The organism is Asticcacaulis sp. P2_B1 (assembly GCF_056404915.1).
On the sequence record NZ_JBFUDD010000003.1, the window covers coordinates 228,763 to 247,874 of the forward strand.

General features: G+C 62.3%; 19 protein-coding genes. 8 read left to right on the forward strand and 11 right to left on the reverse strand.

The features are described from left to right. Position 1: 1 nt before the first annotated feature. Positions 2–943: a hydroxymethylbilane synthase gene (gene hemC / locus AC1DX3_RS10265; protein WP_476989183.1), complete on the reverse strand. Its 942-nt coding sequence runs from the start codon at positions 941–943 to the stop codon at positions 2–4. Positions 944–1,024: 81 nt separating this feature from the next. Between hemC and tsaD the strand changes: the two genes are divergently transcribed. Continuing rightward, a complete protein-coding gene (tsaD, locus tag AC1DX3_RS10270; protein WP_476989184.1) occupies positions 1,025–2,137 on the forward strand; it encodes a tRNA (adenosine(37)-N6)-threonylcarbamoyltransferase complex transferase subunit TsaD in 1,113 nt (370 codons plus the stop codon). Beyond that, the gene (locus AC1DX3_RS10275; protein ID WP_476989185.1) at positions 2,134–3,141 is read left to right on the forward strand and encodes an NAD(P)H-dependent glycerol-3-phosphate dehydrogenase; all 1,008 of its coding nucleotides are present in this window, start codon (positions 2,134–2,136) and stop codon (positions 3,139–3,141) included. Before tsaD ends, AC1DX3_RS10275 begins: the two co-directional genes overlap by 4 nt. Here AC1DX3_RS10275 and AC1DX3_RS10280 read toward each other — a convergent pair. Beyond that, complete coding sequence (locus AC1DX3_RS10280) at positions 3,138–3,731, reverse strand: hypothetical protein (protein WP_476989186.1); 594 nt, start codon at positions 3,729–3,731, stop codon at positions 3,138–3,140. The two genes, AC1DX3_RS10275 and AC1DX3_RS10280, sit on opposite strands and share 4 nt — an antisense overlap. Positions 3,732–3,735: 4 nt before the next feature. Beyond that, positions 3,736–5,952, reverse strand: a complete 2,217-nt coding sequence (locus AC1DX3_RS10285; RefSeq protein WP_476989187.1) for a beta-glucosidase — start codon at positions 5,950–5,952, stop codon at positions 3,736–3,738. 200 nt (positions 5,953–6,152) lie between these two features. Here AC1DX3_RS10285 and AC1DX3_RS10290 point away from each other — a divergent pair, with 200 nt between their 5' ends. After that, positions 6,153–8,027, forward strand: a complete 1,875-nt coding sequence (locus AC1DX3_RS10290; RefSeq protein WP_476989188.1) for a glycoside hydrolase family 9 protein — start codon at positions 6,153–6,155, stop codon at positions 8,025–8,027. Positions 8,028–8,094: 67 nt separating this feature from the next. On the opposite strand, the gene AC1DX3_RS10295 is transcribed toward AC1DX3_RS10290, so the two are convergent. Together AC1DX3_RS10295 and AC1DX3_RS10300 are read right to left on the reverse strand one after the other, a co-directional pair. Then, on the reverse strand, positions 8,095–9,228 hold the full coding sequence (locus AC1DX3_RS10295) for a sterol desaturase family protein (RefSeq protein ID WP_476989189.1): 1,134 nt from the start codon (positions 9,226–9,228) through the stop codon (positions 8,095–8,097). A gap of 95 nt (positions 9,229–9,323) precedes the next feature. Then, positions 9,324–10,061 carry a creatininase family protein gene (locus AC1DX3_RS10300; RefSeq protein WP_476989190.1) on the reverse strand — a complete coding sequence of 246 codons (738 nt, stop codon included), beginning with the start codon at positions 10,059–10,061 and terminating at the stop codon, positions 9,324–9,326. A 306-nt stretch (positions 10,062–10,367) separates the two neighbouring features. On the opposite strand from AC1DX3_RS10300, the gene acs reads away from it, so the two are divergent. The 4 genes from acs (at position 10,368) to AC1DX3_RS10320 (ending at position 14,474) form a co-directional block, all read left to right on the forward strand. Then, complete coding sequence (acs, locus tag AC1DX3_RS10305) at positions 10,368–12,308, forward strand: acetate--CoA ligase (RefSeq protein WP_476989191.1); 1,941 nt, start codon at positions 10,368–10,370, stop codon at positions 12,306–12,308. A gap of 95 nt (positions 12,309–12,403) precedes the next feature. Then, positions 12,404–12,775: a hypothetical protein gene (locus tag AC1DX3_RS10310; protein WP_476989192.1), complete on the forward strand. Its 372-nt coding sequence runs from the start codon at positions 12,404–12,406 to the stop codon at positions 12,773–12,775. Between the two features lie 20 nt (positions 12,776–12,795). Continuing rightward, positions 12,796–13,284, forward strand: coding sequence for an MOSC domain-containing protein (locus AC1DX3_RS10315; RefSeq protein WP_476989193.1), 489 nt, complete (start codon positions 12,796–12,798; stop codon positions 13,282–13,284). 62 nt (positions 13,285–13,346) lie between these two features. After that, positions 13,347–14,474 (forward strand): serine hydrolase domain-containing protein, encoded by a 1,128-nt coding sequence (locus AC1DX3_RS10320; RefSeq protein ID WP_476989194.1) that lies wholly within the window; start codon positions 13,347–13,349, stop codon positions 14,472–14,474. Here AC1DX3_RS10320 and AC1DX3_RS10325 read toward each other — a convergent pair. The 6 genes from AC1DX3_RS10325 to AC1DX3_RS10350 all read right to left on the reverse strand — a co-directional run bounded on the left by AC1DX3_RS10325 (position 14,466) and on the right by AC1DX3_RS10350 (position 18,633). Further along, positions 14,466–15,104: a DNA-3-methyladenine glycosylase family protein gene (locus AC1DX3_RS10325; RefSeq protein WP_476989195.1), complete on the reverse strand. Its 639-nt coding sequence runs from the start codon at positions 15,102–15,104 to the stop codon at positions 14,466–14,468. The two genes, AC1DX3_RS10320 and AC1DX3_RS10325, sit on opposite strands and share 9 nt — an antisense overlap. 41 nt (positions 15,105–15,145) lie before the next feature. Next, entirely contained in the window at positions 15,146–15,982 is an 837-nt protein-coding gene (locus tag AC1DX3_RS10330; RefSeq protein WP_476989196.1) for a peptidase, read from the reverse strand. A 5-nt stretch (positions 15,983–15,987) separates the two neighbouring features. Next, positions 15,988–16,443: a DUF350 domain-containing protein gene (locus AC1DX3_RS10335; protein ID WP_476989197.1), complete on the reverse strand. Its 456-nt coding sequence runs from the start codon at positions 16,441–16,443 to the stop codon at positions 15,988–15,990. A 156-nt stretch (positions 16,444–16,599) separates the two neighbouring features. Beyond that, entirely contained in the window at positions 16,600–17,820 is a 1,221-nt protein-coding gene (gene rlmN / locus AC1DX3_RS10340) for a dual-specificity RNA methyltransferase RlmN (protein WP_476989198.1), read from the reverse strand. 73 nt (positions 17,821–17,893) lie between these two features. After that, the gene (locus tag AC1DX3_RS10345) at positions 17,894–18,412 is read right to left on the reverse strand and encodes an RNA polymerase sigma factor (RefSeq protein ID WP_476989199.1); all 519 of its coding nucleotides are present in this window, start codon (positions 18,410–18,412) and stop codon (positions 17,894–17,896) included. Positions 18,413–18,414: 2 nt separating this feature from the next. Further along, the gene (locus AC1DX3_RS10350; protein ID WP_476989200.1) at positions 18,415–18,633 is read right to left on the reverse strand and encodes a YgaP family membrane protein; all 219 of its coding nucleotides are present in this window, start codon (positions 18,631–18,633) and stop codon (positions 18,415–18,417) included. 177 nt (positions 18,634–18,810) lie between these two features. On the opposite strand from AC1DX3_RS10350, the gene AC1DX3_RS10355 reads away from it, so the two are divergent. Then, entirely contained in the window at positions 18,811–19,092 is a 282-nt protein-coding gene (locus AC1DX3_RS10355) for a DUF3175 domain-containing protein (RefSeq protein WP_476989201.1), read from the forward strand. Positions 19,093–19,112: the final 20 nt, after the last annotated feature.

Here is a 19,112-nt window from a genome sequence, read left to right on the forward strand (position 1 = left end):
TTTACATCCCTGCCTGAATCAGGTCCGGGCCGGCTTCAGCCTTGATCTCTTCCCCCAACCTCAGACCCATGGCACGCGCCGTCACAGCGGTCGGGGCGTCGAGCGTGCCGCGCCTTTGCCACCGCGTCTTGCCGTCGCTGCTCAGCGCCTCGACGAAAAAGCGCATCGCGCCGTTGTCGATTCTGGCAAAGGCGCCGACGGCCGTGCGGCACGAGGCTTCCAGGGCTTCGAGCGCACCGCGTTCGGCCTGGACGCACAAAAACGTCTCTTCGTGGTGCAGGACCTTCATCCAGGCGGCGCCGAGATCACCGGTGCGCGACTGGACGGCCAGCGCCCCCTGACCTGGGGCGCTCGCATAAACCTCGGGATCGACAAACGAGCGTATTTGATCGCCCAGGCCCAGCCTGTTCAAACCCGCCGCCGCCAGCAACAGCCCGTCGCATTCACCGGCCTCCAGCTTGCGCAGGCGCGTATCGACATTGCCGCGCACCATGACGATGTCGAGATCGGGCCGGCGGCTCAACACCTGTGCCTGACGGCGCAGGCTGGCCGTGCCCAATTTGGAGCCCTGCGGCAGATCGTCGATCGATTCATATTTCAAGCTGACAAAGGCGTCGCGCGGATCTTCGCGCACCGGAATAGCGCACAAGCTGAGGCCGGGGATCTCCGCCGCCGGCATGTCCTTCAAGGAATGCACCGCGATATCGATGTCGCCGCGCAGCAGGGCATCCTCGATTTCCTTGGTAAACAGAGCCTTGCCGCCGGCCTCGATCAAGCGCCGGTCCTGGATGCGATCGCCCTGGGTCGAGATGATCACGAGAGGGGCGATCTCTTCGGCCCGCGCCGGATCGTCGCCCATGGCCGCTACGATTTGCCGCTGGACCCAGCCGCATTGCGTCAGGGCCAGTTTCGATCCGCGGGTGCCGATTTTGAGTTTCACCATGCGGTGTTCCTATCACTTTATCGCCGTGGTTCAATGCAAAAGACTTGACGTGCGGCCATATGACAGGATGAAGGGTTCCGCATGACAATGGCTATAACCGTCCTGGGTATTGAATCGAGTTGCGACGAAACCGCCGTTGCCGTGGTGCGTCGCGATGCGGCCGGCACCCATGTCCTGTCGAGCCTGATCCACAGCCAGGTGACGCAGCACGCGGCCTTCGGCGGTGTCGTCCCCGAAATCGCCGCCCGCAGCCATGTCGAAACCATCGACGACCTGGCGCGGCGCGCCCTGCATGAAGCCGGCGACGTCGCCCTCGATGCCGTCGCCGCCACCTCCGGCCCCGGCCTGATCGGCGGCGTGATGGTCGGATTGTCGTTTGCGAAGGGTTTCGCCCTGGCCCGCGGCCTGCCCTTGATCAGCATCAACCACCTGGAGGGCCACGCCCTGTCAGCGCGTTTGACCGAGCAGGTGGAGTTTCCCTTCTTGCTACTGCTGGTCTCCGGCGGCCATTGCCAGCTTCTGTCGGTCAAGGGCGTCGGCGACTATGAACGCCTCGGCACGACCATCGACGACGCCGCCGGCGAAGCCTTCGACAAGATCGCCAAGGTCCTCGGCCTCGGCTATCCCGGCGGCCCTGCTCTGGAACGCTGCGCCCTGGACGGCGATCCGACGCGCTTTCCCCTGCCGCGCGCCATGCCCGGCCGCAAGGATTGCGACTTCTCCTTTTCGGGCCTGAAGACCGCCGCCGCCCGCATCGCCCACGACGAAGTCAAGACCGAACAGGATCGCGCCGACCTGTGCGCCAGCGTCCAGACCGCCATCGCCCGGCAACTGGTCGAGCGCTCGGAACGCGCCATGAAGCTGTTCCGCGAACAAAACAATGTGACTGAACCGGCCTTTGTCGTCGCCGGCGGTGTCGCCGCCAATCAGTTCCTGCGCACGGCTTTCACCGAGCTGGCGGGCAAAAACGGTTTCCGCTTTGTCGCCCCGCCGATGAAGTTTTGCACCGACAATGCCGCCATGATCGCCCTGGCAGGCCTTGAACATTACGCCCGCTTGGGTGAGGATGCCCGCGCCGGGCTGGTTTTGTCCGGCATGGCGATTCAGCCGCGGCCGCGCTGGCCGCTGGACGAGGTCCGGGCGGCATCCGCGCCGGTCCACAAACATAGCGGCCGCAAGGGAGCGCGATCTTGAAGGTAAAGACCTTTACATCCGTCGGCGTTATCGGCGCCGGCGCCTGGGGCACCGCCCTGGCTCAAGTGTCTACTTTAGGCGGCAACCGCGTCCTGCTGCATGCCCGCGAAGCCGAGGTCGTCGCCTCCGTCAATGGCGACCGTGAGAACCGCCTCTATCTCCCGGGTGTCGCCCTGTCCGACGCCATCACCGCCACCGGCGACCTCGCCGATCTGGCCGGCTGCGACTTGATCCTGGCCGTGCCGCCGGCCCAACATATGCGCGCCACCCTGACGGCTTTCAAACCCTTTGCCCGTGCCGGTCTGCCGATCGTCCTGTGTTCGAAAGGCGTCGAACGCGGCTCCGACTGCCTGATGACCGAAGTGCTGGAAGCCGTCCTGCACGAAGCCGTGCCGGGTGTCCTGGCCGGACCGAATTTCGCCCGCGAAGTGGCGCTTGGCTTGCCGTCGGCCGTCACCATCGCCTGTGAGAACCAGACCATCGGGGCGCGCATCGCCGCCACCATCGCCGGCCCGACCTTCAGGCCTTACCAGAGCACCGACCTGATCGGCGCCGAGGCCGGCGGCGCCATCAAGAACGTCATCGCTATCGCCTGCGGTATCGCCGAAGGCAAGGGCCTGGGCCGCAATGCCCACGCTGCCCTGATCACCCGCGGTTTTGCCGAGATGTCGCGCCTGGCCATGGCCATGGGCGCGCAGTTCGAGACGATGTCGGGCCTGTGCGGCATGGGCGACCTGGTCCTGACCTGCTCATCGCCGCAATCGCGCAATATGAGCGTCGGCCTGGCTTTGGGCGGCGGCCAAACCCTGGCCCAGGCCTTGGACGGCAAGGTCAGCGTCGCCGAAGGTGTCGAGTCGGCGCCGGCCGTGGTCGATCTCGGCCGCAAGTACGAGGTCGAACTGCCTTTGTGCAACGCCGTCGCCGCCGTCCTGGCGGGAAAGATGGACGTCAATGCCGCCATCGACGCCCTGCTGTCACGGCCGCTGAAGTCGGAGCGGGCTTAAACCGGCACCCAATCTAACGGCAGTTGATGCCATGGCATGTCGGGGAAACGGCGTGCTCGTTCTTCTTTGACACGCCGTTCGCGCAAGATAGTGCCTCCCACGTGCCATTCAGCAGGTTCCTCGCCAAAATCAGCGGTTAACCTGGGAGGGATGTGATATTCCGCGTCCCATGAGGCAGCTATTTCAAAATGCTGAATGGCCGGGTCTTCCACACGAGTGTCGTATGAACTGAGATGATCGTGAACTGTCACGATCAGGGTGCCGACTGGCCATTGAACAACGGGCTTCGGAACACGTAGGTCGGGATGCATGTCGGCACTCCCTAACGTCATCCAATGTCCGCTACGCAATGCCCGTTCTACGGTCGCTACGTTTACCACCGACATGATAGGTGAACCCAAGATTTCGGCAAGAGTAGCGACCTCACGATCACGCCTGCGCAAAAAGCCAATTCGTTTATTAAGCGTGGCCTGGCCGTAATAGATCCAATCTCGTTCACCAGTAACTGCATAAACAGTTCCTGGAAATGCAATTTTCTCCACCTCGGAAAGGCTCGGAAATTTTGGAGAAACGGACGTGACAGAAGACATTGGGCTAAAACATCGCCTTGCCGCGCACATCGAACACCATCTTGTCGAGCGTAACCTCGACCTTTTGCGCGATGTGGTCGGAGCTATCCCCCAGCATCACCGTATATTTGCCGGCCGCGACGGTCCAGGTCTTGGAGCTTGAGTCATAGGTCGCCAGCAAACGCGGATCGACCGTCACCTGGCCGCTCTTGCTCTCACCGGGCGCCAAGTCGAGCTTGGCAAACCCGCCCAGCCGCTTTGGCGCTTCCCAGCCATCACCGGCGACATAGATCTGCGCCACCGACTTGCCGGCGACCGTACCGGTATTCTTGACGGTAAACCCGACGATCAGGCCGTCCCGCGTCACATCAACCGGATGGACCTCGGTCATCTCGAAGGTGGTGTAGGACAGGCCGTAACCGAACGGGAACAGCGGCTTTAAGCCCTTCTTGTCGAACCATTTATAGCCGACCGCCGCCCCTTCGATATCGTAATCGGCGGTGTAGATTTTCTTGTCGTCCTTGCCGCCGTCCAGGACCGGCCGCGGCAATTGATCCAGCGACGCTGGGAAGGTGATCGGCAGGTGGCCCGAAGGCGTAACCTCTCCCGTCAGGACGCGCGCAATCGCCTCGCCGCCATTGGTGCCGGGGAACCAGGCTTCGACCACGGCGCCGACCTTGTCGAGCCACGGCATCGTCACCGGATCGCCGGTCTCCAGAACCACAACGGTTTTCGCATTGGCCGCCGCCACGGCGCTGATCAAGGCGTCCTGATTATTCGGCAGGCTCAAATCCTTCTGGTCCATGCCCTCGGCCGACCATTGGGTAGCGAAGACGATGACCACATCGCTCTTGGCCGCCAGGGCCGCTGCCGCCTTGACGTCCTTGCCCGAAGCATAGGTGAGGCTGGCCGATGACCGCGCCTGGATACCCTTCATCGGTGACGACGGATCATAGACCATCGGCCCGGGGAAATTGTCGGGACCTTCATTCGGCACCGCCATGCCGCCGACCGGATAGACCTGGGACGACCCGCCGCCGGACAGCACGCCGACATCGGCATGGCCGCCGATAATCGCGATGGTCTTGGCGGTTTTGGCCAGTGGCAACAGGCCGTCATTCTTCAGCAGGACCATGGCCTCTTCGGCGTCTGCCTGGCTGATCTTGCCATCCGCCACCATGTCGAGCTTGGCGGCCTGGTCGCCGGCCACGGGATCGTCGACCACGCCATTGGCGAACATGCCGTAGAGAATACGGTGAACCATGTCATCGAGTCGCGCCTGGGGCACCTGTCCGGCTGTGATCGCTGCCTGCAACGGCGCGCCGAACCACGGTTCCTTGCCGAACGGGAAGCCCGATTGCTGGTCCAGCCCGGCATTGGCCGCCTTGACCGTCGAATGGGTGGCGCCCCAATCGGTCATGACATAGCCCTTATAGCCCCAGTCGGTCTTCAGCACCTGGTTGAGCAACCAGTCGTTCTCGCAGCCGTAATCGCCATGGATTATATTATAGGAGCACATGACGCTGCCCGGATCGCCGGTCTCGATGGCGATCTGGAAGGCCAGCAGGTCTGAGGTCCGCGCCGCCGCGTCGTCGATTTTGGAATCAAGGTGGTCCTGGCTGGTAGACTGGTCGTTGAAGGCATAGTGCTTGACGGTCGAGATGATGTGGTTCGACTGGATACCCTTGATCTCGTTGCCGGCAATGATCCCGGCCAGCAACGGGTCTTCGCCGGCATATTCGAAATTGCGCCCGTTCCTCGGATCGCGCGCCAGATTGACCCCGCCGGCCAGTTGCACATTAAAGCCGGACAGTCGCGCCTCATGGCCGATCATGGCGCCGCCCTGGAAGGCCAGCTCCGGGTTCCACGTCGCCGCGGTGGCCATGCCCGAGGGCAGGGAGGTGCGTTCGCGCGGTGTGGGTGATCTTTGCGTCGCGACACCGACCCCGGCATCGGTTTGCCATTGCGGCGGAATGCCCAGCCGCTCGATCCCCGGCACGAAACCGGCAGAGTCGGGCAGGGCGCCCTTGGGCAGGTCGAAATTCATCCACGGCGCCTTGGTGGCGAAATAGCCGAAGACCATCTGCATCTTCTCGGCCTGGGTCATCACCTTGACGGCCATATCGGCGCGGGCGTCGGCATCGAGCTTCGGATCGAGCCACGGCTTATCCTGGGCGTGCGCGGCCACGGGCAGGGCCAAGGCGAGGGCGGAACTCAACATCAAGGCGCGAATGAAAGTCATGACGGTATCTCCCAAAGTGCCGCTTTGCGCGGCTGTTTATGGGTCGACCTTATCCGACTTGGCGAAGCTGTGTAAATGGGCCATGTTCGCGGTCACTCCAACGGCCTTGGCCGTTGACAAGGGCAAAAGCCCGCCCGAGCCCATGCGAGGAGCGAGGGGGGCGCCAAGCCCGGCGCTTGAGCAATAAAGATGGGGATTTGATGAAACGCGCACTCCTACTCGGCCTGGCGCTTGCTGCCGTCGGTCTACCAGCATTCGCCCAGGACGATGCGCCGCCGACGCCTTTTGTCGTGGTCGATCAGTTCGGCTACCTGCCCGATGCGCAAAAAATCGCAATCATCCGCGACCCCGAGATCGGCTTCGATAACGGCTGGGATTTCACCCCGGGCGCCGTCTATCAGGTCATCGACAGCAAAACCCAGGCGGTCGTCTTCGAAGGCAAGTCGGTCGCGTGGAACAATGGCGCCGTCGATCCGAGCTCCGGCGACCATGCCTGGGCGTTCGATTTCACCAGCCTCACCGCTCCCGGCACCTATCTGATCCGCGACAAGCAGGCGGGTTACGATTCGGTACCCTTCGAAATAGCCGGAAATGTCTACAAGCCCGTTCTGGTCCAGGCCGTGCGCATGCTTTATTACCAGCGCGCCGGCTTTCCCAAGGACGCGCAATATGCCGGCGCCGCCTGGACCGACAAGGCGTCGCACCTTGGCCACGGTCAGGATTCCGAGGCGCGCCTTTACAGCGCCAAGGGCGACAAGTCGACCGCCCGCGACCTGCATGGCGGCTGGTACGACGCCGGCGACTTCAACCGCTATACCCGCTGGAGCGCGGACTATGTCGTCGGTCTCCTGCATGCCTATAGCGAAAATCCGGCCGCGTTTACGGACGATTTCAACATTCCGGAATCCGGGAACGGTATACCCGACCTGCTTGATGAGGTGAAGTGGGAAGCCGACTGGCTGGTCCGCATGCAGAACGACGACGGCTCGCTGCTGTCGGTCCTCGGTGTCGCCCACGCCTCGCCGCCATCGGCCGCCAAGGCACCGAGCTATTACGGCCCTGCCTCGACGGCGGCGACCTATGGCGGCGCCGGCGCCTTTGCCTATGCCGCGAAGATCTACGGCCGGTTGCCGCAATTCGCCGATTACGCCGCCGATCTGAAAGTCCGCGCCGTCCGCGCCTGGACCTGGGCCCAGGCCCATCCGCACGTCCTGTTTTACAACAACGACGCCCGCGACCATTCCGACGGTCTCGCTGCCGGCCAGCAGGAAGTTGACGACTATGGCCGCGCCATGGGGGCCTTAAGCGCCGCCATCTATCTCTACGACCTGACCGGCGACAGCGTTTATCGCGATTATATCGACGCCCATTATCGCGAAAACCATATCTTCACCCAAGGCATCACGGTCGATTTCGACTATCCCCAGACGGCGCCCTTGCTCGACTATGCCGCCACGGCCAACGCCACGCCCCAGGTCGCCGCCGATATCAAACGCGCCTTCGCCGCCGGCTACGACACCATGGGCTGGGCCCAGGCCGCCAGCGATCCTTACCTGGCCCATATTTCGGCCTATGGCTGGGGCAGCAGCGGCATCAAGGGCAATGCCGGCAGCATCTTCGCCGATGAAGCCCTCTACGGTTTGGGCACCCACAGCGCCACCGACGATATGAATGCGGCGGCCGGCTTTGTGCATTACCTGCACGGCGTCAACCCGCTGGGGAAGGTCTATCTCAGCAACATGAAAGCGTTCGGCGCCACCAACTCGGTCGATAACCTCTACCACACCTGGTACGCGCCGGGGACGCCGTGGAACAGCGTCTCGAAATCGAAATACGGTCCGCCGCCGGGCTATCTCGTCGGCGGCGCCAACCCGGACTATAATTGGGCGGATGGCTGCCCCGGCCTCAACCCGGCCTGCGGCTCAGCGCCTCCGTCACCACCAGTCGGCCAGCCATCGCAAAAGGCCTACGCCGATTTCAACCAGAGTTGGCCGATCGATTCCTGGGAAGTGACCGAGCCCTCCGTCAGCTACCAGACGGCCTATATCCGGCTACTGGCGCGGTTCGTGAAGTAGGTAGAAAAAGGTCTGAAACACTTCCACGTCCCGCGACCCCGACCAGGCTGAGGCGTTTGCGTTGATCCTATTTCCTGCGAAATGGATACACGAACTGCCTCCAGTAGCCTTTCGGGATTGGATGGCCATCGATGCCATAGCCTTCCGGCCATTTGTCCGCCGGCAGATAATAGCTGCCGAACAGCTTGTCGATCCACGGAAAGTGTACGGCGAAATTGACGTCGATGGCTTCCTTTTCGATGCCGTGGTGCCAGTGGTGAAAGCGCGGCGTCACCACGAACGGCGCCAGCCATTTGTCGTTGAAACGCAGGTTGGCATGGACAAAGGCCGAGACGAGATAGACGAAGAAGATATAGCTGTAGAGCGGCCCCTGGCCGAAGCCGAGCGCATACATCGGGATGATGGTGAAGCCGCGCAGGGCCAGGATCTCGACCAGATGCATGCGCGAACCGGCCATCCAGTCCATCGCCTGGGCCGAATGGTGGACGGCGTGGAAGCGCCACAGGAACGGCACACTGTGGAAGGCACGGTGGAAGGCATATTGCATGAAGTCCGACACGATCATCAACTCGATTACCTGCACCACGAACGGCTGGCTGGCCACCAGGGCGCGGAAGCCGGCCCAGCCGGTGGTATGCGCCATCACCGCCAGTGACGGGGCCAGCGAGATAAAGGCCATGCTCTGGATCAGCAGGCTGGAAATCAGGAAATAGAACAGGTCCTCGCGCCACTCGGTGCGGAACAGCGGTTGCTTGCGGTCGCCGCTGAACAACTTTTCAAGCGGGATGAACAGGGCGCCCTTCAGCAGCAAGTTAAGCACGAACCAGTCGAGGCCGAGATTGGGCCCGATGCCGACGGTTTTGAGGCTGCCGAGTGTGCCGAGGGACAGGGTCACCAATACCAGGGCCATGGCGGAAAATCCGATGATCCGGTTGCGCCGCAGGACAAGGTTGAGGCAGGCGAGCAGGAAGCCAGCCAGGGTCATGCCCTGGACGGCTGCCATGTACCATGGATTGGCATGAACGGACTTCAGATCGGCTACGGCAAACCAGGCGGGATATTGCTGGCTGAGCAGCAGAAGCAGGGCCGAACCGGCAAGCGCCAGGCCGAGAACCCCGCTGATCCACCCTGAGCCGAAGCGGCGTGCCTCCTCTGTAGATTCGAGGTCATTGCGAATGGCCAGGCGCAGGTTTTCGATCACGTTCATAACCTCAAGGCTGATAATGAACCTGATATTACCGTAGATTACCTAATGGCAGGTTTCGCCGGCTGACCGCTTATGACACGGACCCCGGACTACTCCGCGTCAAACTTGGCGATGTCCTCGATCAGGCCGGCGACCGCGGCGTCGATGATTTTTTGACCGTCCTCGATATTGGCCAGCGACGAGTCCGAGCCGATACGGCCGTCGGGAAAGCGTGACCGGTAATCCAGCGCGTCGCGGATCGGACCGTTGGGGGCGATGCGCGGCTCCATTGCCGCCGATTTAACGCGGTCGGGATAGGCGGCGAAGGTCACGGCGATCTCCGACGGTGTGGCATGCGTGCCATGGCCTTCGGGATAGAGCTTGGCGCACAGCCGGGCGATGCCGGGCAGGTCCCACCAATTCTTCAGTTTCAGAATGAACGGGCAGGGGCGGCCTTCATAAGAATAGGCGGCATAGATTTGCGAAAAGGTCGCTTCAATGGTCGCTATATTGCCGCCGTGGCCGTTGAGGAAATAGATGCGATCGAAGCCGTGCCGCGCCAGGGAATGCACCCAGTCCTCGATGGCCGCCATAAAGGTTGAGGGCCGCAAACTGATGGTTCCGGAAAACCCGAGATGATGTTGCGCCATACCGATATTGAAGGTCGGCGCAATCAGCAGGTCGCCGCTCTGTTCGGCGACGTGGGCGATGATTTCCGGGCACAGCCAGTCGGTGCCCAGGAGCCCCATCGGCCCGTGCTGTTCGTTCGAGCCGATCGGAATGATGACGGTGCGTGATGATTTCAGGCGCTCATCGATCTCGCGCCAGGTGGACATGGCCAGAAGCATGGGGAACTCCGATGAAACGGTTTTCCTACCTTGCTTACGGGCAGAGCGAATGCAAGGCAAGTCTTGGAGTTCATCTCCGAACAGCTTTGCTGTTCGGCAAGCACAAGCGTGCGCCCGAGCCTATGCGAGGAGCCCGGCGGCGCTTGAGCCCAAACATGTCGCAATCTGCATCGCGTCCGGGCCATAAACCGCGTCGCACACAGTTATCTCAAGGTTTTTTCGCATTGGTCTTATAGACTCGCCTTGACGCATTCCCTAAGGTCCGCCCAACGAAATTCCCTCCCAAGGAATCCGAGGAACCGCCACATGTCCGATACGTTTTTCCGCGTCCCCGCCGACTTTCTCCGCCCCAAGACCCTGACCGCCGACGGCCTGGCCAACCAGCACGCGCTGTTCGCCCGCGATCCAGATGCCCACTGGCGGACGCTGGGCGACGCCCTGCACTGGATCCAGCCCTATAGCCAGGTCAAGGACGTCTCCTACCAACGTGAAGACTTCCGCATTCGCTGGTTCCACGACGGCACGCTCAATGTCTCGGTCAACTGTATTGACCGCCACCTGGCGACGCGCGGCGACCAGACGGCGCTGATTTTCGAAGGCGACGACCCGGGCGTCTCCTACGGCGTGACCTACAAGCAATTGGCCGTCGAGGTCAATAAACGCGCCAACCTGCTGAAATCCTACGGCGTCAAGAAGGGCGACCGCGTCACCATCTACCTGCCGATGATCCCGGAAGCCGCCTATTTCATGCTGGCTTGCTCTCGCATCGGCGCCGTCCATAATATCATTTTCGGCGGTTTCTCGCCCGACAGCATCGCCAGCCGTATTCAGGATTGCCAGTCGGACATCGTCATCACCGCCAATGAAGGCCTGCGCGGCGGCAAGACTATCCCGCTCAAGGCCAATGTCGACCTGGCCCTGCTGCAATGCCCGGACGTCAAGCATGTCCTGGTCGTCGAACACACCAAGGCGCATTATCTCAAGCACAATGGCCGCGACGTCAGCATCGCCGAAGCTTTGGCAGGCCAGTCCGACGTCTGCGTGCCCGAGGAAATGAACGCCGAAGACCCTTTATTCATCCTCTATACCTCCGGTTCGACCGGCAAGCCCAAGGGCGTGCTGCATACGACCGGCGGCTATCTCGCCTGGGCGGCCTATACCCACAAGACCGTCTTCGATTATCAGGACGGCGACGTCTACTGGTGCACGGCCGATATCGGTTGGGTCACCGGCCACTCCTATGTCGTCTACGGCCCCTTGGCCAACGGCGCCACCTCGGTCATGTTCGAGGGCGTGCCCAACTATCCCGACAACAGCCGTTTCTGGAACGTCATCGACAAGCACAAGGTCAACATCTTCTACACGGCGCCGACGGCGATCCGCGCCCTGATGCGCTTCGGCGAAGAGCCGGTCAAGGCCGCCTCGCGCAGCTCTCTCCGCCTGCTGGGCTCGGTCGGTGAGCCGATCAATCCCGAAGCCTGGCTGTGGTACCACCGCGTCGTCGGCGACGAACGCTGCCCGATCGTCGATACCTGGTGGCAGACCGAAACCGGCGGTGTTCTCATCTCGCCGGTGCCGGGCGCCACCCCGACCAAGCCGGGTTCCGCCACCAAGCCGTTGCCCGGTGTCCAGCCGTGTCTGGTCGATGCCGAGGGCGTGGTGCTCGAAGGCGCCACCGAAGGCAATCTCTGCATCACCGACAGCTGGCCGGGTCAGATGCGCAGCGTCTACGGCGACCACCAACGCTTCCTCGACACCTATTTCTCGACCTATCCCGGCAAGTATTTCACCGGCGACGGCTGCCGCCGCGACGAAGACGGCTATTACTGGATTACCGGCCGCGTCGACGACGTGCTCAATGTCTCCGGTCACCGTCTCGGCACGGCCGAAATCGAAAGCGCCCTGGTCGGCCACAGCGGCGTCACCGAGGCCGCCGTCGTCGGTTATCCGCACGATATCAAGGGCCAGGGCATCTGGTGCTATGTCACCTTGAAGGCCGGCGTCACGCCGACCGACGCGCTAAAGGTCGAGCTGCGCAACTGGGTCCGCCAGGAAATCGGCCCCTTGGCGACACCGGACGTCATCCAATGGGCACCCGGCCTGCCCAAGACGCGTTCAGGCAAGATCATGCGCCGCATCCTGCGCAAGATCGCCGAGGGTCAGCCGGAGTCCCTGGGCGATATTTCGACGCTCGCGGATCCTTCGGTCGTCGCCAACCTGATCGAGGGCGCCAAGGGCCTCGGCTGACCCTTACGCTGCCTTTATCGTCCTCCTGTCACAACGCCACCCGGTCCTTACGCGACAGGGCTTACACTGGTCGTTTGTTTACAGGAGGACGTATCATGGAAAACCCGAATTTCACCGGCACCAGCCTCGACGAGCGCCGCGACTTTGCCAGCGTTCCGACGACCAACACCACCCCGGCCCAAGCGCCGGTCGAGGCCGACGCTTCCGACGATCCGCAATCGCCGGAAGCCAATTCCGACCGCAAGGACGATCCGCTGACCGACAAGACCGGCACGGGCACCTTTGTCGGCAAGAAGGTGTTTTCACCCAACGAACTGAACCAGGCGGGCGAGGACAAGGACTACTTCAATCCGAAGGATCAGCATCACTTCACCGTGCCCAAGGACGCCAACGAGCACGACCTGAAGCCCGACCTGCAGCTGAAGCAAAAGTCGCACGATCCGAAACCGGCGTTGAAAAAAGACTGATGGCGGCTTAAGACAGCGGCGTGTTGAACCCCAATTCGCCCCTATCGAAACTGCTCAACGCGCCCATGCGGCCGGGCACGGTCCAATGGATCGGCGTCCGGCCATCGCGCGGTGCCGCCATGGTATCGCTCGGTCGTGTCGCGCTCGACACCCAACGCGGCGTCGCCGGCGACCGTTACTCGGGCCGTAGCGGCGAGCGTCAGGTTACCCTCATCCAACATGAAGACCTGCACGCCATCTCCGCCTATCTCGCTCAACCGGTTACGCCGGAACAGCTACGCCGTAATATCCTGGTTTCCGGCATCAACCTGCTGGCTCTGAAGGACAAGCGCTTTCGCGTGGGTTCCGCCCTTCTGGAAATGACCGGCGAATGCCACCCGTGCTCGCAAATGGAAGCGACCTTCGGCCCCGGCGGTTATAATGCCGTGCGCGGCCATGGCGGCATCACGGCGCGCGTGCTCGAAGACGGCGAGGTCGCTATCGGCGACGCGCTTTCGGTCGCGACATAATTTGGTCGCAAAGCCGTCCTACCACATACGAAGATCTTCGTATATAAATGTGGGACGCCGTCATGAAACCGCTGCATGTTCTGGCCTGGGCCTTCTGTTTCCTCTTCATCACCGTGCCCGAAGCGCGCGCCGCCGCCGATGCCGCCGCCATCAAGACCACGGTCGACACCGCCGCCCAGGCCTTTCGCAAGGCCAATCCCCAGGCCGCCGGCATATCGATCGGCGTCATCGAAGACGGCCAAACCTTCACCTTTCACTACGGCACAACCGAGCTGGGCCAAACCAAAACACCGACCGACAAGACCCTCTATCCCATCGCCTCGATCACCAAGACCTTTACCGGCACCTTGCTGGCCCAGGCGGCGATGGAGGGCAAGCTCAAGCTCGACGACGATATCCGCCATTATCTCGAGGGCGACTATCCCAATCTCGAATTTGACGGCCGGCCCATCCATATCGCCGACCTGGTCGATCACCGTTCAGGCCTGCCCTTCTTTATTCCCGACCGGCCGGAAACCCAGCCCGTGCCGGGCGACACGCCGTGGCTCACCCGCATCGACACCTTCGAAAAGACCTATAGCCGCGCCGATTTCTACGCCGACCTGCACAAGGTCAAGCTGGCCGGCAAGCCGGGCGAAATCGTGCAATATTCCAACGCCGCCGCCATGCTGGCCGGCTATATCCTGGAACGCATCTACGGCCGCTCCTATGAGGCGCTGGTCGAACGCAAGATTTTGCAGCCGCTCGGCATGACGGCCACCACCTTCAAACCCACACCCGCAACCATGGCCAAAGGCTATGACGGGACGGGGCGCGAAATGCCCGGCAATTCCGAGGTCCTGGCGGCCGCCGGCGGCTTGAAATCCGATGTCACCGACATGCTCAAATATGCCGCCTGGCAGTTAGCCGAAAGCGATCCGGCAGTGAAATTGTCGCATCAGCACTATGCCGAATCCGGCAACTACGCCGCCGGCCTGAACTGGCAGATGTTGACGGCGCCCGACAAGCGGGTGATTTGGCAGACCGGCAATATCGAGGGCTTCCACAGCTACTGCATCCTGGAGCCGGAACTCAAACTGGCCCTGGTTGTGATGTTCAACGAGGGCGATGACAAGTCCATGCCGGCGCACGGCGTCATGGTCAATCAGATTCTCCAGGGCCTGAATCCGGACGCCATTCTGCTACCCTAAATCCCGCCCCATCTCACCGCGTTTGACGGCTGAATACCATGCCCACAGCAGGTGCGCCGCCACCGAACGATACGGTGACCACACCTTGGCGCGGTCGGCACAGTAGGCCTCCCCGGGCCGCGCCTCCAATCCGTCCAGCCAACCCACCGCCTCACGTAACGCGATATCGCCGACCGGAAACAGATCCAATCGCCCGTCGCTGAACATCAGATAGACCTCCGCCGTCCACCGCCCGATCCCTTTCAACGCCACCAACGCCTCGGCCGCCGCTTCTATATCCATATCGGCCAGCCGTTCCGTGTCGAAATCCCCCGCATGAAAGGCCTCGGCCAGAGCCCGGGCATAGGCGATCTTCGGCCGCGACAGACCATAACCGCGCAACAGCTCCGGATCGTGGGCCAAAAAGGCCTTTGGACTGACGTCACCTAATCCGTCGCGAACCCTTCCGAGGATGGTCTCCGCCGCCTTGACCGACAGCTGCTGCTCGACGATCAACCCCAACAGAGCCGGAAACCCGCCCGGACGCTTGCGATAGAGGACATGGCTGAAATGCTCGGTCAGCGGCCGCAACCGCGGATCGGTCTCCGCCAGATGTTTCAGATGCACGGGGTCGAGAGGATTGGCTGTCATAGCGGTGCACCTAGCACACCCGTCACCGGAATCTGACAGGATTAGGACTTGATACAGCCGACCTGGGCGACGCGATATTCCCGCCGCAGCGTATCCGACACTATGCCGTAATTGCGCTTGGTGATAGTCGCTTCCGACTCGAAGTCGGCCTTGCGGTCCGGCACATTGGCCAGGGCGACGACCGTTTCGGGGATCGAGGTATAGATCCGCCCGCGCCGCGGCTTTTCACGCAGCACCACGCCCATGACCCGCGAATTGTCGTCGATTACCGGGGCTCCGATCAGCTGGTTGAGGTCGCCCTTGATGCCGACCGTGCGCCCAGCCTGAGCCCAGGCGAGGACCGGTTCGTTGCGCTGAAAACGCTTGGAGCCTTCGACGACGGTCTTGCCGATAAGGCGCGCCGTCGCTTCACCGACCTGGCCCGACGGAAAGCCCGGCATGAAGCCGCGTACGCCCGGCACGACGGTTTGCGGATCGGCCAAGGGCAAGGGACGGCCAGCGCCATCGGTCACCGCGATGACGTAAGCATTAGCATTTTGGGCGTCGGCCTTCGGCGCATCGCGCAGCTTCAACGGCACGCCGAGATTGCCACCGATATTGAGGAAGGGGTGGGTGCAGCCGGCGATGCTGTCGCGCGCCACGATCCATTCGCCCGATTGCGATACCGAAAAGGCGGTGCCGCGCATGATCTTCTGGTCGTCGACCGGCAGGTTGATGATCGAGCCGGCGGAAAACGGCGTGAAATTGGCGAACAGCGACATCTCGCCGATGCCCGGCGGGGGCGGCGCCGGCGGCGCGTCGGATTGTTCGTGCCACTTGCCGGTCACCACGACCAGGGTGGTGATACAGGCCGCATAAAGAAGCCAGTCAAGTTTCATATCGCTTAGCCCGCGACGGCGGCGGCGAGGATCAGGGCGGCGGCCAGCTTGGCGGAGACCAGCAGCACGGCGGCGGAAACTTCGCCCTCATTGATGCGCGCCGGCAACCCGGCCAGGAGGAAGTCGACCAGGCGGAAGACGAACAATTGCAGGACGATGGTGGCGCCGCCCCACAGCAGGATTTCACGCAACGACGTCGACGCGGCCATGGAGGCGGCCAGCGGAATAGCCAGGCCGATAATCACCCCGCCATAGGCGACGGCGGCCGCGGAATTACCGTCGCGGATCTGGGCGATCTCCTTGTAAGGCGTCAGGATCGAATAGACGAAGGAGCCGATAAACAGCATCAACAGGGTGACGCCGGCATGGGCCAGGGTGATGACGAAACCGGTGCCGAAAGCCTGGATTTCCGGCCGCAAAACTTCAGGAGACAGGAAATTGGAAAAGAAATCAGGTGTCATGCGCTGGGTCCCCTGGCACTTTCTGGCGGTACGCGCCCGTCGCTTTTGCAACAAGCGTGGTAGTCATGGAGGATTGTCCGTGCAAGATCAAGTCCGCGATCCTGCGCTGTGGATAAAATTTAGATGACACCGGCCGGCTTAAGGCGGGGCTTGGCTTCAGTCGATCATGCCGGCAGCCAGCGCCGCAAACGGCAGGCTGATTGTATCACCGTTATCCTGATTTGACCCATCGTCCTGTGCCGCTTTTTGCTCGCGCCTGACGACACTGGCGCGCTTCTTTTCGCTTTCCGACTTCAACTGCCCACAGGCGGCCAGGATATCGCGGCCGCGCGGCGTGCGGATCGGCGAAGCATAGCCGGCGCGATTCAGCACAGCGGCGAAGGACTCGATCGTCTTCCAGTCGGAGCACTGATAATCGGTGCCCGGCCACGGATTGAACGGGATGAGATTGATCTTGGCCGGAATGCCTTTGAGAAGCTGACACAAGGCCTTGGCTTCGGCCGAACTGTCATTGACGCCCTTCAACATGACATATTCGAAGGTGACGCGGCGGGCATTGGAGATGCCCGGATAGTTGCGGATGCCCTCCATCAGGGCGGCGATATTGTACTTCTTGTTGAGCGGCACGATCTCGTCGCGCAGTTCGTCATTTGTGGCGTGCAGCGAAATCGCCAGCATGGCCTGGGTGCGGTTACCCAGAGCTTCGAGTTCCGGCACCACACCCGAGGTCGACACCGTGATGCGGCGGCGCGAAATGGCGATGCCTTCGCCGTCGGAAATGATGTCGATAGCGTCGGCGACATGGTCGAGATTGTACAGCGGCTCGCCCATGCCCATGAAGACGATATTGCTGAGTTTGCGGTCTTCCTTGGGCGACGGCCATTCGTTCAGGTCGTCGCGCGCCACCTGGACCTGGGCGACGATCTCGGCCGCGGTCAGGTTACGCACCAGTTTTTGCGTGCCGGTATGGCAGAAGGTGCAGTTGAGCGTGCAGCCGACCTGGCTGGAGACGCATAACGCGCCCGACCGGCCGACATCGGGAATATAGACGGTTTCGACCTCGATGCCCGGCGCCATGCGGATCAGCCATTTGCGCGTGCCGTCGGCGCTGACCTGGCGCTCGACGACTTCCGGCCGGGCCAGGGTGAATTTTTCCGCCAAGGGACCGCGCTGGTCCTTGGCGATATCGGTCATGCGGTCGAAATCGGTGAAGCCGTAATGATGAACCCAGCGCCAGATCTGCGTCGCGCGCATCTTCGCCTTGCGCTCCTCGACAACGCCGGAGTCCTTCAGCGCCTGGATCAGGCCGTCGCGCGTCAGGCCGGTGATGTTCACCAGGGTGGTAGGTTTTGCGGACAGGTCGAGCGTATGGGCCAAGTTAAGCGGCTTTCAAAAAAGGCATATGTCGGGATTGGCCGGGTCTATACAGGAATCCCGGGCGAATGTCTAATCAGCCGCTAAGATACTCCCGCATGAGAAGCCGCGCGCGATGCAGCCGGGCCTTGACGCTTTCCCGCGACAGCAATAGCCGCCCCGAGATCTCGTCGATTGTCAGTTCGCCGACGTCGCGCAGCAGCACCACATCGCGATAATGCGCCGGCAGGGATTGTATCGCCCCGGCGACGTCGAGGCGCAACTCCGCCTCGGGACGATGCGCAAAACGCAGATCGTCTTCCAGCGCCGCTATGTCGACGAACGGCATGCCCTGGCGCGCTAGTTTCAGGCAGGCGCGCTGGACGATCTGGAACAGCCAGCCGGAAAACGCCTCGAGCCGCCGCAAGGCGCCGATCCGCCGGTAGACGACCCAAAGCGTTTCCTGGACGGCGTCTTCGGCATCCGACATTGAGCGGCACCGGCTCCTGGCGTAGCGGCGGATATCGCCCTGCGCGGCGGCCATAACGGCCATGATGGCGTCGCGGTCGCCGGCAACCGCGGCATCCATTATGATCATGCTAACGGATACCGCCATCGTCAATCCTTCGGCAGGCGTTTGGCGAGCTTGCGGCCGGCCAGGGCGCACATCGGACAAAAGCCGACAAAGCCTGTCAACGCAATCATGGCGCCGCCACCGGCCAAACCATAGCCGAGCAGGCCGCCCTTGAACAGGTAGAGGCCGGCCACGGCCACGGCCACCCCCATCACTATGCGGATCAGGCGCTCAAACGCGGGAACATTCTTGCTGTACAACATCACAACCTCCTTGTTGCGCGGCGATGACCGCGGCGCATACCGGACAAGAGGCGGCAAACGGACAAAACGGTTCGCCTGCAGGCAATTATTTTCGCAAACCTGATGTCTCGCCCCTCCACGACCCATGTTTTTCTGATGATCGCGGGTTCACCATGGCGGCAACACAGGAGTCCCGTCATGCCCGCCAATAAATGGTCCCAGGACGTCACCGAACATTCCAACGCGCTGGATCTCAAGGCGCACGTCTTCGAATCCCAAGATCCGAAAGCCATCGCCCGTTCCGTGAAACAATCGGCCGAAGACAGCCATCGCCGCAAGTCCAGCCCCTATCGCTCGGCCATGTCGATGCTGACCTTCTATATCAACCGCGCCGGTCATAACCTCCCGGACAAGCAAAAACATGTGCTGGAACAGGCCAAGGACGAACTGCGCGCGCTGTTCGGCAAGGTGCACGCATGATCCCGTTCATGTTCCTGCTG